Source organism: Streptomyces sp. NPDC023481, from assembly GCF_055560195.1.
The window spans coordinates 29,694-42,662 of the sequence record NZ_JBVHJE010000005.1 but is presented as its reverse complement, the minus strand read 5'-3'; the positions used below and the strand labels follow the sequence as shown (position 1 = coordinate 42,662).

Annotated in this window: 12 protein-coding genes and 1 pseudogene; 6 read left to right on the top strand and 7 right to left on the bottom strand. The window is 74.7% G+C overall.

Annotation, left to right across the window (positions count from 1 at the left end; all coding sequences use genetic code 11):
• The first annotated feature begins 55 nt into the window (after window positions 1-55).
• Window positions 56-1,255 (top strand): serine hydrolase domain-containing protein, encoded by a 1,200-nt coding sequence (locus ACZ3ZD_RS12580; protein WP_467395916.1) that lies wholly within the window; start codon window positions 56-58, stop codon window positions 1,253-1,255.
• A complete protein-coding gene (locus ACZ3ZD_RS12575) occupies window positions 1,252-2,829 on the top strand; it encodes an alpha/beta hydrolase (RefSeq protein ID WP_467395914.1) in 1,578 nt (525 codons plus the stop codon). Before ACZ3ZD_RS12580 ends, ACZ3ZD_RS12575 begins: the two co-directional genes overlap by 4 nt.
• A gap of 11 nt (window positions 2,830-2,840) precedes the next feature.
• Here the strand turns inward: ACZ3ZD_RS12575 and ACZ3ZD_RS12570 are convergent, their stop codons facing one another.
• Window positions 2,841-4,838, bottom strand: coding sequence for a glycosyltransferase (locus ACZ3ZD_RS12570; protein WP_467395912.1), 1,998 nt, complete (start codon window positions 4,836-4,838; stop codon window positions 2,841-2,843).
• A gap of 234 nt (window positions 4,839-5,072) precedes the next feature.
• Here ACZ3ZD_RS12570 and ACZ3ZD_RS12565 point away from each other — a divergent pair, with 234 nt between their 5' ends.
• Together ACZ3ZD_RS12565 and ACZ3ZD_RS12560 are read left to right on the top strand one after the other, a co-directional pair.
• Window positions 5,073-5,948 carry a TIGR03619 family F420-dependent LLM class oxidoreductase gene (locus tag ACZ3ZD_RS12565; protein WP_467395910.1) on the top strand — a complete coding sequence of 292 codons (876 nt, stop codon included), beginning with the start codon at window positions 5,073-5,075 and terminating at the stop codon, window positions 5,946-5,948.
• A gap of 228 nt (window positions 5,949-6,176) precedes the next feature.
• Complete coding sequence (locus tag ACZ3ZD_RS12560) at window positions 6,177-7,811, top strand: phosphodiester glycosidase family protein (RefSeq protein WP_467395908.1); 1,635 nt, start codon at window positions 6,177-6,179, stop codon at window positions 7,809-7,811.
• A 176-nt stretch (window positions 7,812-7,987) separates the two neighbouring features.
• Here ACZ3ZD_RS12560 and ACZ3ZD_RS12555 read toward each other — a convergent pair whose 3' ends face one another.
• Window positions 7,988-8,395: a hypothetical protein gene (locus ACZ3ZD_RS12555; protein WP_467395906.1), complete on the bottom strand. Its 408-nt coding sequence runs from the start codon at window positions 8,393-8,395 to the stop codon at window positions 7,988-7,990.
• A gap of 175 nt (window positions 8,396-8,570) precedes the next feature.
• Between ACZ3ZD_RS12555 and ACZ3ZD_RS12550 the strand changes: the two genes are divergently transcribed.
• Complete coding sequence (locus ACZ3ZD_RS12550; protein ID WP_467395904.1) at window positions 8,571-9,557, top strand: aldo/keto reductase; 987 nt, start codon at window positions 8,571-8,573, stop codon at window positions 9,555-9,557.
• 118 nt (window positions 9,558-9,675) lie between these two features.
• Entirely contained in the window at window positions 9,676-10,050 is a 375-nt protein-coding gene (locus ACZ3ZD_RS12545; protein ID WP_467395902.1) for a hypothetical protein, read from the top strand.
• A 67-nt stretch (window positions 10,051-10,117) separates the two neighbouring features.
• Here ACZ3ZD_RS12545 and ACZ3ZD_RS12540 read toward each other — a convergent pair whose 3' ends face one another.
• The 5 genes and pseudogenes from ACZ3ZD_RS12540 to ACZ3ZD_RS12520 all read right to left on the bottom strand — a co-directional run bounded on the left by ACZ3ZD_RS12540 (window position 10,118) and on the right by ACZ3ZD_RS12520 (window position 12,907).
• Window positions 10,118-10,357 (bottom strand): hypothetical protein, encoded by a 240-nt coding sequence (locus ACZ3ZD_RS12540; RefSeq protein ID WP_467395900.1) that lies wholly within the window; start codon window positions 10,355-10,357, stop codon window positions 10,118-10,120.
• 117 nt (window positions 10,358-10,474) lie between these two features.
• The gene (locus ACZ3ZD_RS12535) at window positions 10,475-11,356 is read right to left on the bottom strand and encodes a DMT family transporter (protein ID WP_467395899.1); all 882 of its coding nucleotides are present in this window, start codon (window positions 11,354-11,356) and stop codon (window positions 10,475-10,477) included.
• Between the two features lie 37 nt (window positions 11,357-11,393).
• Window positions 11,394-11,945 carry a hypothetical protein gene (locus ACZ3ZD_RS12530; RefSeq protein ID WP_467396493.1) on the bottom strand — a complete coding sequence of 184 codons (552 nt, stop codon included), beginning with the start codon at window positions 11,943-11,945 and terminating at the stop codon, window positions 11,394-11,396.
• A gap of 18 nt (window positions 11,946-11,963) precedes the next feature.
• A pseudogene (locus ACZ3ZD_RS12525) lies at window positions 11,964-12,590 on the bottom strand (hypothetical protein); the annotation flags it as partial.
• Entirely contained in the window at window positions 12,587-12,907 is a 321-nt protein-coding gene (locus ACZ3ZD_RS12520; protein ID WP_467395897.1) for a DUF2071 domain-containing protein, read from the bottom strand. The pseudogene ACZ3ZD_RS12525 and the gene ACZ3ZD_RS12520, both read right to left, overlap by 4 nt.
• Between the last annotated feature and the right edge of the window lie 62 nt (window positions 12,908-12,969).

The following is a 12,969-nucleotide window of genomic DNA, read 5'->3' as shown; positions in this document are numbered from 1 at the left end:
AATGGCCCCCCTGCCGGAGTGAACGGCGTACGGGCGGTGCCTAGCGTGAGGTCGCATGACGATCTCTTCATCCCGTTCCGCACTGCGCCGTCGTACCGGCATCGCGGCCACGGCGCTGGCCTGCCTGCTGACCGCCGTCCCGGCCGCGGCCGCGCAGTCCGCACGGGACGCGCCCCGCGCATGCGGCCCGCACCCGGCGCTCGACCGGTCCGTTCACCACCTGGTGACGCAGGACCGGATCACCGGCGCCGCCGTGCTGGTCACCGGCGCCGGTGCGCCCTGCGCCCGCTGGACGGCGAGCGACGGCGTGGCCGACCTGCGCACCGGCCGTCCCATGAACACCACCGACCGGCTGCGCGTCGGCAGCGTCACCAAGACCTTCACCGCGACGGTCGTCCTCCAACTCGCCGCCGAGCGGCGGCTGTCCCTGGACGCGCCCGTCGAACGCTACCTGCCGGGCCTGATCCGTGCGGGCGGTCACGACGGCCGCCGGATCACCGTACGGCAGCTCCTCCAGCACACCAGCGGACTGCCCGACTACCTCGACGCCCCCGAGTGGCGGCACCCCGAACGGCTGCGGTACCGCCACTTCGAGCCGCGCCGGCTCATCGCCCGCGCCCTGCGGCTGCCCGCCCCGGAGCACACCTGGCACTACGCGACCACGAACTACCTGATCGCCGGTCTGATCGTGCGCGAGGTCACCGGCCACAGCCCGGAGACGGAGATCACCCGCCGCATCATCGGCCCGCTGGGCCTGCACGACACCTACTGGCCGGGCGACGCCCCGCGCATCCGGGGCCCGCACTCGCACAGCTACTTCACCTCGGGCGACGGCCACCGGGTGGACGGCACCGACTGGAACACGACCTTCGGCGGGGTCGGCGGCGCCCTGGTGTCCACCCCGGCCGACCTGACCCGGTTCGCCACCGCGCTGACCACCGGCCGGCTGCTGCCCGCGCCCCAACGCGCCGAGATGCGGCGCACGGTGGCCGCCGACCCCGACCGGCTCTGGCCCGGCGCCCGCTACGGGCTCGGTCTGATCTCCTCGCCGCTGTCGTGCGGCGGCACCTGGTGGGGCCACGCCGGCACCGTGCCCGGCGGCCACCGCGCGCTGGTCGCCACCGGCCCGGGCGGTCGGACCGTCGCCGTCGCCCTCAACGAGGTGCCCGCCACCCTCCAGGCCGAACTGGACTTCCTCGACGTCGTCGACAAGGCCCTCTGCGAGGGCACGCCCACCGAAAGGACACCCGCATGACCCGCTCGACCCCGCCCGCCGCCCGGCGTCCGCGCCGCCTGGTCGCCCGGGGAGCGGCTGCCGCCGCCCTGTCCCTGGCGGGCGCGCTGACCCTGGGCGCCGCCCCCGCCCCCGCCGCGGCCCGGCCGGCCGCCGACCCCCTCGCCCGCTACCACCACCAGCACCTCCACTGGAGGAGCTGCCTGCTCGGCCCCGACGACACCACCGGCAAGGAACTCGAACAGGCAGGCGCCCGTTGCGCCGACGTCACCGTGCCGTTGGACTACACCCGCCCCGCCGGCCGTACGATCACCGTCGCTATATCCCGGATCCGGGGCACCGACACCGCGCACCGTGCCGGCGCGCTGCTGCTCAACAGCGGCGGACCCGGCGGACAGACGATCGGCGACCCGCCGTGGGTCGGCAAGGCCATGAAGGACGTCGCCGCCCGCTACGACGTGGTCGGCGTCGACCCCCGCTTCGTCGGCCGCAGCACCCGGCTGGACTGCCGGTGGCCCACCGGCAGCATGATCCGCGGGGCCGGCACCGGCCGCGCCGGCTTCGACCGCACGGTCTCCCTCGCCGCGGACCTCGCCGACCGCTGCCGCACCCACGCCGGTGACCTGCTGCCGTACGCCACCACCCGGAACACCGCCCGCGACATGGACGTGATCCGCGCGGCCCTCGGCGAACGCCGCATCTCCTACCTGGGCTACTCGTACGGCACCTACCTCGGCCAGGTCTACGCGACGATGTTCCCGCGCCACGTCGACCGGGTCGTCCTGGACGGCGTGGTGGACCCCGCCCGCTACGGCCCACGGCTGCTGCGGGGGTCGGACGGGGCCAACCGGCACGCCCTGCGCGACTGGGCGGACTGGGCCGCCGCCCACCACGCGGCCTACGGACTCGGCCGCACCCGCAGCGCGGTCCTCGCCACCGTGGAGACGGTCCGCGCCGCCGCGGCCCGCACACCCCTGCGCCTGGGCGGCTACCGGGTGGACGACCACGTGCTGCCCGTCCTGGTCTTCAACGGGCTCTCCCAGGACAACCCTCAGGCCTACGGCGACTTCGCACAGGGCGTCCGGGACCTGCGGCGCGCCGCCGGGGGCCGGACGGTCACCCCGTCCCCGTGGCTGGCCTCGGCACTGGAGTTCCTGCTGACCGGGCACGAGTCCGCCTACGGCAGCGCGCAGGCGGCCATCCTGTGCGGGGACGTGGCCGCACCCCGCGACCCGGAGACGTACTGGCGCGATCTGCGGCGCGCCGGGACGGGGGACCGGCTGTTCGCGCCGGTCACGAACGGCATCAACGCGTGCGCCTTCTGGGACGCGCCGCGTGAACGCCCCACCACGATCCGCGCCGACCTGCCGGCCCTGCTCGTCAACGCCACCGGCGATCCGCGCACCGTCTACCCCGGCGCCGAAGCGGTCCACCGCCGGTGGCCCGCATCCCGTCTGGTGACCCTGCGCGGAGCCGACCAGCACGCGGTGTACGGCGTGTTCGGCAGCGCGTGCGTGGACACCACCGTCAACGCCTACCTGGCGAGCGGCCACCTCCCGGCCCGGGACGTGACCTGCGCCCGGCCCGCTACCTGAGGGGCCGCCCGCTACCTGAGGCGGTTGGCGAGTCCCTTGACGAGGTCGGTCCGCGCGACCTTGAGCGCGAAGCGGTCGGTCGTGCCGGGCAGCGGCCGGGCGTACCAGGGCAGTGCCCGGCGGCGCCACTTGGCGGGGGCCAGACCCGGGGGCAGCGCGGGCAGCGGCACGGACCAGGGGCCGAGCCGCAGCTCCGCCGTCCACACCCCGGCGGGGAGGGCGTCGACCGGCACGGTGAGGTGGAAGGTGCCGTCGGCGGCCGTCTCGCGGACCGGGAGCGTGACGGTGTCGCCGGTGCCGTTATCCAGGACCAGGGCGAGGGCGTCCGCGGGGTGTTCGGCCAGGTCCAGCCGTCCCCCGACGCGCAGCGCGGTGGGGGAGCCGTCGGCCCAGCGGATGTCCTTGTCGACGCGCAGGAGCGGCCGCACCCTGTGCTTGGACTCGCCGAGTTCGAGCGTGAAGTTGCCGTACGGCTTGGTGGTGTAGAGGGTGACGGCGCGCAGGCCCTCGCCGGTGGCGAGCACGCGGGTGCCGGGCTCGCCGGAGACGTCGGCGGCGCGCTTGCTGCCGATCCGCACCTCCTTGGCCAGCCCCTGGGCGCCGACGGCGAGGGAGATGTCCCACAGCCCGTCGGCGAGCGGCCGGCCGTCGGCGGCGGTCGCGATGTCGACGGTGGCCTCGAAGCCGGCCAGGTCGTATGCGTACTGCCCCTCGTCCTCGTCCGCGCCGAGCCCCGGCGTCGGGGTGTGCGTGACGGGCAGCCGGTACTCGGTCCTGCTGTCGCGTTCACGCAGGACCAGTTCCGTGCTGACGTCCCGCGTCTCCACGCGGTGCAGGTAGCCGTGTCCGGCCAGGCGGAGCACGCCGCCGTCCATCTCGGCGCGGCCGACGTGGTGGCGCAGGCCGAGCTGCGCGGTGACGTCGTAGCACGCGTCGGGGATCGCACGCTCGGGGTCACGCAGGAACGGGTAGCGGGCCAGCGCCCGGCCGTTCTCGACGAGGACCGGCGTGGCGACCTTGGTCCTGGCGAGCCGCTTCTCGAACGCGACGAGTTCGAGCACCTCGTCCAGCATGCGGTGGCGCACCAGGTGCAGCCGCAGCCGGGCCATGGCCGAGAGCCGGTCGTTCAGGCCCTCGTGCCACAGGGGCTCGATGATCTCCGCGAGCCGGTCCAGCGTCTTGAGCTGAGTGTCGCGGGGCTCGTGGACGAGGTGGCCGGCGAGCAACTGCTGGACTTCCACGGTCAGATGCCGGTGCGCCAGGTGGTCGCGGCCCGGGCCGGGCGGCACCAGCTCCAGGATCAGGTCGACCATGCGGGGCAGGAACTGCAGCCGCCGCTGCGTCCCCTTCAGACGGAGGGTGATGTTGCCGCCGTCCTCGCGCTGCATCCAGTACAGGCAGTCGTAGTCGGCGACCACGGAGATGCCCGAGGCGTGCAGGTAGGCCGCGCCGACGAACAGCTGGTCCTCGCCGATGGCCAGGTCGGTGGGGAAGCGCAGCCGGTGCCGCTCCAGCAGCTCCCGGCGGAACAGCTTCATCGGGTTGAGCGTCCAGTACACCCGGGAGGAGAACACGTCCGTGCGCGGCTGGTTGCGCTGGAACATCGACGTGGGTGCGCCACGGCCGCCGACCCCGACCATCTTGCCGAGCACGACGTCGGTGCCGTTCTCCTCGGCCATCCGCACCATGCGGTCCAGTGCCTCGGGGCCGAGCCGGTCGTCGGCGTCCAGGAAGAACACGAACGTGCCGGTCGCGTGGTCGAGTCCGAGGTTGCGCGGGGCCGACGGGCCGCCCGAGTTCTCCTGCCGGAAGACGCGCAGCATCTCCGGGTAGAGGCTCTGGAGGCGCTCCAGCTCGTCGGCCGTGCCGTCCGTCGAACCGTCGTCCACGACGATGACCTCGAGCCGCTCACGGCCGATGCTCTGCTCCGCGACCGAGGTGATGCACTGCGTCAGGTACGGCATCGCGTTGTACGCGGCGATGACGACCGAAACGGTGGCGCCAGGCATGATAACGCGCTCCAAAACACCGGGCGACCCGGGGCGGCTTCGAGTTTTCTGTGAACCTACCATGACCAGGGAGTGTCGCCGGAACGGACGACCGGTGAAGCGCCTCGCCGCCCGGCGGCCGACGGCAGGGTGTTTCGGGGTGCCCCGGCGGGGATGAACAGTCCCGGCGCGGGAGTTGGGACGGGGTGACAGGACGGTCCGCCGACCGTCGTACGGCCACCGAAAGGCGACCCCATGCCCCAGCTGCGCCTCGGCGTCTCCCTGCAACCGCGCTGGCCGCTCGACGACGGGGCCGGCCCGCTCCGCGCCGCACGCCGTGCCGAAGAGCTCGGCTTCGACCACGTCGCGGTCGGCAACCGCCTCCTGGACAGCGGCTTCGGCCTCGACACGGACCCGTTCGTGCTGCTGGCGGCCGTCGCGGGGGCGACGACCCGCCTGCGCCTGCTGACGTCCGTACTCGTCGCGCCGTACTACCCGGCCCTGGTGCTCGCCAACCAGGCCGCGACCCTGGACGTCGTCTCCGGCGGCCGCCTCGTCCTGGGCGTCGGCACCGGCTGGAACCCGGACGAGTTCGCCGCCGTCGGGGTCTCCACCCGGGACCGTGGTGCACTCACAGACGACCACCTCGCCGCCGCCCGGGCCCTGTGGACCCGGCGGCCCGCGGACTTCGAGGGGCCGTTCACCACTCTGCGCGCGGCACACCTCGGCGTGCCCCCGGTCACCGCCGGCGGGCCGCCCGTGTGGGTCGGCGGCCACAGCGACGCCGCCCTGCGCCGCGCGCTGCGGTTCGGCGACGGCTGGTACGGCACCGGTGCCGACGCCGCCGAGATCACCGACGTACGACGCCGCCTGCACGCTCTCGCCGGCACGGCGGACGCCGACCGCCTCACCCTCGCCACGTCCGTGTTCCTCACCCCGCCCGGCCTCCCCGCGACGGTCACGGCACCGGGCCGGCCGCTCGGCGGCACCGCGGCGACCATCGCCGCCGGCCTCACCCGCCTCGCCGAGGCGGGAGCCACCGTCTGCACCCTCTGGCTGCCCGTCGCCGGGGAACACGTCGAGGAAGCCATGGAGTGGACAGCGACGGAGCTGATGCCACGGCTGCCCTGAGGCACGGGGCACGGGCGGGGACACGTTCCGGCCGCACCCCACGCGCCACCCACGCCACCACGGTCGTGGACCCCGTCGACTCACGGCGGGCGATGGCGAGTTCACGTGCCTGTTGTGATTCCTTCCGTTCGCGAGACAGTGGATGTCACGTACGGCCGGTGAAGTGGACCATCGTTCAAGGTGTGTTCGGGGCACGGTCGCCCCCCGACCCTCGTGAGGTGCATGCGCATGCCTCGTACCCGCGTCCGGGGTGCCGCACGGCGCTCCGCCCGTGTCCGTGCCCGGCTCGCGGCAGCCCTCGTGCTCGCCGTCGCCGCCCCCGCCTTCCTGCCCGGTGCGGCGGAGGCCGGCCCGGCACACCCGAAGGGGGCCGAGCAGTGGAGCACGCAGACCGTCGCCCCCGGCGTCACGGTCCGCACCGGTGTCCTCCGGCACCCCGGCACACGGCACTCCTGGACGGTCACCGTACAGGCGCCGACCAGCAGCCGGTGGACCTCGAACGATCCGGACGCGCCCGTGACCTGGGCCGAGGTCTCCACCCGCGCATGGGCCGACGACACGGCCCGCGCCCTGACCCGGGCCGGCTTCCGGCCGCGCGTGGAAGGCGTGCGGTGGCCGTCCTACGCCGACACCCCGCACGGGCTGATGGGCTACCGGGTCCGGATCGGCCGTTTCGCCACCCAGCAGGAGGCGCGGACGGCCGCGGCGGCGGTCACCGCGGCCGGATTCCGCACGACCCCGACCTGGACCGGGTACGACGTCCAGGAGCCGACCGACCTGGAGAACGTCCACGTGGCCGTGATCGACCCGAGGACCTTCGACGGGACCGTCGAGGCCACCCACGACGGCGATGTGACACGGCGCGAGACCACATCGGCGGTGGCGCGGAAACTGCGCTCGCTGGTCGCGGTGAACGGCGGCTTCTTCGTGCTGTCACCGGGCGACGGGGTGCCGGGCACCATGTCCGGGATCGGCGCCTACCGCGGGGAACTGGAGTCGATGGCCGCCGGCTCCCGCTCCGCGCTGCTCATCGAGGACGGCGGCCGCGCCATCCGGATCGCGGACCTGACGAGCACCGCCACCGCCCGGGCGGGCAAGGCCGCCTACCCCGTCCAGGGCATCAACCGGCTGCCCGGCACCGTCCGGGACTGCGGCCGCCCCGGCAGCACGCCCAGCGAACTGCCCTGGCAGGACGTGACCTGCCGGCTGGCCGACGACCTGGTCCGGTTCACCGGTGCCTTCCGGGCCGCCCTGCCGACCGGCCCCGGAACCCAGGTCGTGCTGGACGCGTCCGGCCGTGTCCTCTCCATCGGCGCGCGCGGTGGACGAGGCGTGCCCGACGGCGGGCAGGTGCTGCAAGGCATCGGCGGGGCGGCCGACTGGCTGACGGCGCACGCCGAGCGGAACCGCCGTATCGAGGTGAGCGAGGTCGTCCGCACCGCCGGTGGCCGGCGCGTCACGCTCGACGGCGGCGACTCCCTCGTCAGCGCGGCGCCGACGCTGGTGAAGGACGGCCGCATCGACATCGACGCCGCCGCCGAAGGCGTGGTCGACCCCGAGTACACCTCCTTCGGATACGCCTGGGCCGACGTTCGCCAGCCGCGCACCCTGGCGGGCGTCGACCGGCGGGGCCGGCTGATCCTGGCGACGGTGGACGGACGGCAGACGAACGGCAGCGAGGGGTTCACCCTCTACGAGGCCGCCGCGTTCATGAAGTCCCTCGGCGCCGTACAGGCGATGAACCTCGACGGCGGCGGCTCCACCGCGATGGCCGTCGACGGCACCCTGGTCAACCACCCCTCCGACGCGGCCGGCGAACGCGCGGTCGGGGACACCGTCCAGGTCCTGCCCGCGGCGCACTGACGACCCGAACAGCGCCGCGCCCCGTGCGAGGCCCTGCACCTGTCCCGCACCCGGGTGGCCACGGCCCCCGGGGTGAGCCCCACCACGGCCGCCGGCCGGGAAGGCGGCCGCGACCCGGGCGGTGAGCGCCACGAGAGGTACCGACGCGTACGTCGGCTCCGTGGGTCTCGCCCTGATCACCAGGGGGCGACCGGTGCGAGCCGGGGGGTCCGGGTCTGGGTGCCGGGAGCGCACAGCACCACGGCCCAGAACTCGGTCGTGCGGCTGGAGCCGGTGTTCCGGGCCACGGCCCGCCACCCGTCGCTGGTCGGCGCGTTCGTTCGCACCATGAGGTCGGCACCGCCCGCGTCGAAGGCGTCGTAGCCACCACCCGTCGGCACCTGCCCCGGCGGGCACTGGGCCTCGGAACCACCGGACCGACCGGGTGCCAGCACGGCATGCCGGCCCTCGACCCAGGTGTAGTCCTCCGCCCGAGGCGCCGTTCGCCTCCCTCCCGGCTGGTCGGCCGTGTCGAGCGCGGTGGCCGTCCCACCCGGGGCGAGGACCGCGAAGACGACCAGGGCGGGAAGCGCGAGGCGTTTCATGCCGGAACCTTTCGGACTGGACGAGGGCGACACCCCCGGTATGCCCGCTGCGCCCACGCCGTCCGCTCCTCCTCACACGTGCGGAGCACACCGGCCGAGGGCGCGGGTTTGACTTGGAGTGCGCTCCAACACCTAGCGTCCTGGGAAACGATCGACGAGCCCAGGAGGCAGCAGCATGACCGACGTCCCCACCCGGTACCTGGGCGAACTGGCCGTCTCCGCGCAGGGCCTCGGCTGCATGGGCATGAGCCACGGGTACGGCGCCACGGACGACGCACAGTCGACCGCCACCCTGCACCGCGCCCTCGACCTCGGCGTGACCTTCCTCGACACCTCGGACTTCTACGGCTTCGGCCACAACGAGGAGCTGATCGGGCGGGCCGTCGCCGGACGGCGTGACGAGGTGGTGCTGGCCACCAAGTTCGGCTTCGCCAACCGCCTGGGCGAGCCCACCCTGATCCGCGGCGACGCCGCCTACGTACGCCAGGCGTGTGAGGCCTCGCTGCGCCGGCTCGGTGTCGACCACATCGACCTCTACTACCAGCACCGGGTCGACCCGCGGGTGCCGATCGAGGAGACCGTCGGTGCCATGGCCGAGCTGGTGCGGGCCGGCAAGGTCCGTCACCTGGGACTGTCCGAGGCCGGCGCGCAGACCATCCGGCGCGCGCACGCGGTGCACCCGATCTCGGCGCTGCAGAGCGAGTGGTCGTTGTGGACCCGGGACCTGGAGGCGGAGGTCGCCCCGGTCTGCCGCGAGCTGGGCATCGGCCTGGTCCCGTTCTCGCCGCTCGGCCGCGGCTTCCTCACCGGCCGCTACCACTCGGTCGAAGGACTGGCCGAGACCGACGTGCGGCGCAGCCAGCCGCGGTTCACCGACGGCAACCTCGAACGGAACCTGGCGATCGTGGCCAAGCTGGAGGAGCTGGCCGCCGCCAAGTCCGTCTCCGCCGGTCAGCTGGCCCTGGCCTGGGTGCAGTACCGGGGCGAGGACGTGGTGCCGATCCCCGGCACCCGGCGGCAGCGGTACCTGGAGGAGAACCTCGCCGCCCTGGACGTCGAGCTGACCCCGGAGGACCTCGCCGCGATCGAGGCCGCCGCCCCGGTCGAGCGGATCGCGGGCGACCGGTACGACGCGAACAGCCTCACCTTCGTCAACGGCTGACACCGGTAAGGGGCTCGCGAACCGGGGAAGGGTGGGTACACGGCATACCCGGCCTTCCCCGCCCCGGGGACGCACGCACAGGCCACCACCCGTCATCGCCGTGAGGGAGGCACACCCCATGCGCTCGAAGAGGAAGAGCATGACCGCGGCCCTGCTGGCAGCCGCCGCGCTGGGCGTCTGGGCCGCCCCGGCCCACGCGGTCGCCGGCACCGCTGCCACCGGTTCCGACACCGCTCGACCCGCGGTGTCGTACTGCGGTGCGGAGGAGGCCACCGGCCTGGCGGTGTCGGCCGAGCGGAGCGTGCCCTGCGCCACGGCCCTGCGCGTGGCGCGTGCCTACTCCAAGGCCGTGTCCGGTTCCGGGGAGGTGCCAGCGACGGTCCGCGTCGGCGGGGCCGCGTGGACGTGCCAGGAGCGTCAGGGTGACCCGAACCCGTACCAGGAGTGCGTCGACGCGAGCGACAGCGGCCGCCGGGTCATCGTCACGTCCTGACCGGGCAGCACCGCGGACGGCCGCCGACGGTAGCCGGACCCGGCCCGCACCGGCCGGCCGGGGCCGGCTACCGCGCCGGGTCCTCCTCCGCGCCCCGGACCGCCTTCTTCACCCTCTGCTCCAGCTCGGACCGCGACATGCCCCCGCGCGCCGAGTGCTCGGTCACCGCGGCCTCGAACGCCTCGGACGCCCGTCGCCAAGCCTGCCACTGGGCGTCGTACTCCTCGCCGCTCAGGCCGGCCAGCTGCGCGCGCTCCGCTTCGGCGGAACGCTCCAGCCTGACCAGTTCGTCCGGAATATCTGCCATACCTGGATGCTATGCACGCCGTCACCGAGGCGCCCGTCAGCCTCGTGCGACCGACGACGCGGGGAGCTCGGGCCTGCACGAGCCCCCCGTCGCCCGGCGGACCGGCCCCCGGCCGCCTCACGTCGGGGAACGCTGCTTCTCGGCCGGTACCGGCAGCACGACGATGCGCTGCACGGCCCGGCTGAGGACCAGCACACCGCCCACGATCAGCAGGGCACCGCAGGCCTCCGGCACGAGCCACCAGCCGGTGCGGATCCGCTCGTCGAACAGGGTGATCCCCAGGGTCAGACTCACCACCGCGTCACCGATGGTCAGCGCGGGCTGTGCCGCCGCCAGCGGACCGGCCTGCAACGCGTTCTCCAGCAGCAGCACGGAGGCGACACCGGCGCACGCGAAGCCGTACGTCTGCCACGACCGCAGGAACGCCGGGAAGCCGTGGTCGGCGAAGGTGCCGCTGGCCGACTTCAGGAGGGCGGCGGTCAGGGCGTTGCCCGTCGCGGAGGCGGTGGCCAGGAGCGCGGCACGCCGGGCGGGCGGGCGGCCCCGGCCCGCCAGGAGCACGGCCGCGGCCATCGCGCCGACGCACAGGCACAGCGCCGGAACCCACCGGGTGAGGGGCGCGTGATCGATCGCGCCGTGCGGGGCGGCGGACACGAGCAGCACGGCGAGGCCCGCCACAGAGCCGCCCACTCCCCACCAGCCCCACGGGGGCAGCCGCCGGTGCATCAGCGGCGCCGCGACCAGCAGCGCGAACGGCAGCTCCAGGATGAACAGCGGCTGGACCAGTGCGAGCGGGCCGTTGACCAGCGCCAGGCTCTGGAACAGCGCGGCACAGATCACGCCGGCCATGCCGATCACCCAGAAGGGCCGGCGCACCAGCTCGGCGATCAGCCGGAGCCCGCCGCGGCTGCTGGCCGAGGCCGCCTTGCGCTGGAACGCGGTGCCCACGGCGTTGCTCGCCGCTCCCGCGACGGCGAACACCGCGGCCAGTTCGATCACGGCCGACTCCTGCCTGTGGCGCTGTCCCGGGGAGGGGTCACGCGGCGGCCCGGCCGGTGGCGCGCAGCGCCGTCTCGGCCTCGTGCACGCGCCACTCCTCCACGGTGTCCTGCTGGCGCTCGGCCCGGTCGAGGAGCGTGTCGAGCAGCGCGGGGTCCAGGCGCTCGTCGGCCGGGGCGAGCCGGCGCAGGGTGGTCCACCCGGCCGCCTTGCCCTCCACCGCCATCCGCAGCGCCTCCAGCTCCAGCACGGTACTGAGCGGAGAGCGCCGTACCAGGCGGCCGTTGCCCTTCAGCCGGGCCGCCTTCTCGGCCGCCCAGGCCGCCCAGACCTTGTAGTGGCGCACGGGGACGTCCAGGTCGCGCATGATGTCCAGGAGTGCCGCCCGGTCCTCGGCGATCTCGGTGGCCACGACGTCGAGGGCACGGCCGAGCGCGGTACCGCGGGACGCGCGCGCCAGGTGGCCGACCCGCTGGGTGCCGGCGGTGGCGCCGGCGAGGTGGTCGTTGAGGTAGATGCCGAGCAGCTTCATGTCGGTGCCACCGGCGGGGTGCGGCCGGGGCGTACGGGACCGTACCGGTCCGTTCATGGCGGTCCTCCTTGGTTGCTCGCGCGGCACGCTCACCGTCGTCGTGACACGTACCAGGCTGGGGGAGCGGGGTGCCGAACCGAATCCGAACCGGACGGGGGGCTCGACCGGGGTGAGGGGGCCGAGGTCCCGCCCTTCGTGGACGGCACTCGCCGCGGTGATCCGGTGCAGATCGCGGGCGCCGTACCACTCGCGCCGGCCGCCGCCCGCGCTCCCACGGGTCCGCGTCCGGAGCAGCACCCGGGCCGGCGGGTCGGTCAGCGCCGTCCAGCCGGGGCGGGCGGCCAGCGCCGCGGGCACGGCCCTCAGCAGCAGGCCCGGCGGACCTCTGCGGCCGATGGTGAGGCGCAGGTCGAGCAGCGCACCGGCGGTGACCGTCCAGCGGTCGCCGGTGACACGGACCCGTACCGGCACGATCCGTACCTCGTCGAAGGCGTAGGTGCCCGCGACGAAGTCCGCCGTGCGCCGGGTCGGGGCCAGCAGCAGGCGGTGGCCGTCCTCCTGCTCCAGCATCACGTCGCTGAACGGGCCGAACGGCGAGCGCGGCCAGTGGCCGAGCACGACACGGGTCCCGGACGCCGTGCCGATACCGGCGATCCAGCCGTCGAAGCGGAGCCGGGCGGGGCCCGGTGCGGCCGGGTTCATCCGTCCGGGGCGGCACAGGGGAGGGTCCGGCCGCGGGACCGTACCGGGTGCGGGACACCCAGGCGTACGTTCCGGACGCCGTCCGGGCCCCGCCCGCAGGTGCGCGGGTCGGTCCCCGCGAACGGGGGCGCGTGCGCGGGCGAGCCGGGTGGGCGCACGCCGGCCATGACGAACGGCGTAAGGCTCAGCCGCACCGAACCGTCGTACGTGTCCACGGCGAGCCCGCGCGGCAGGAGGGGCTGCATGCGAGCGGGCGGGTAGGGCCGGTGCGCGAACGTCCGGGTCAGCCGGTCGGCCCGCAGCGCCGGCAGGTCCACGCGGTGAGGGGGGCCATACGACACCACGGGCACCGACTCCCCCGGAGCGCGGCCCCGAAACC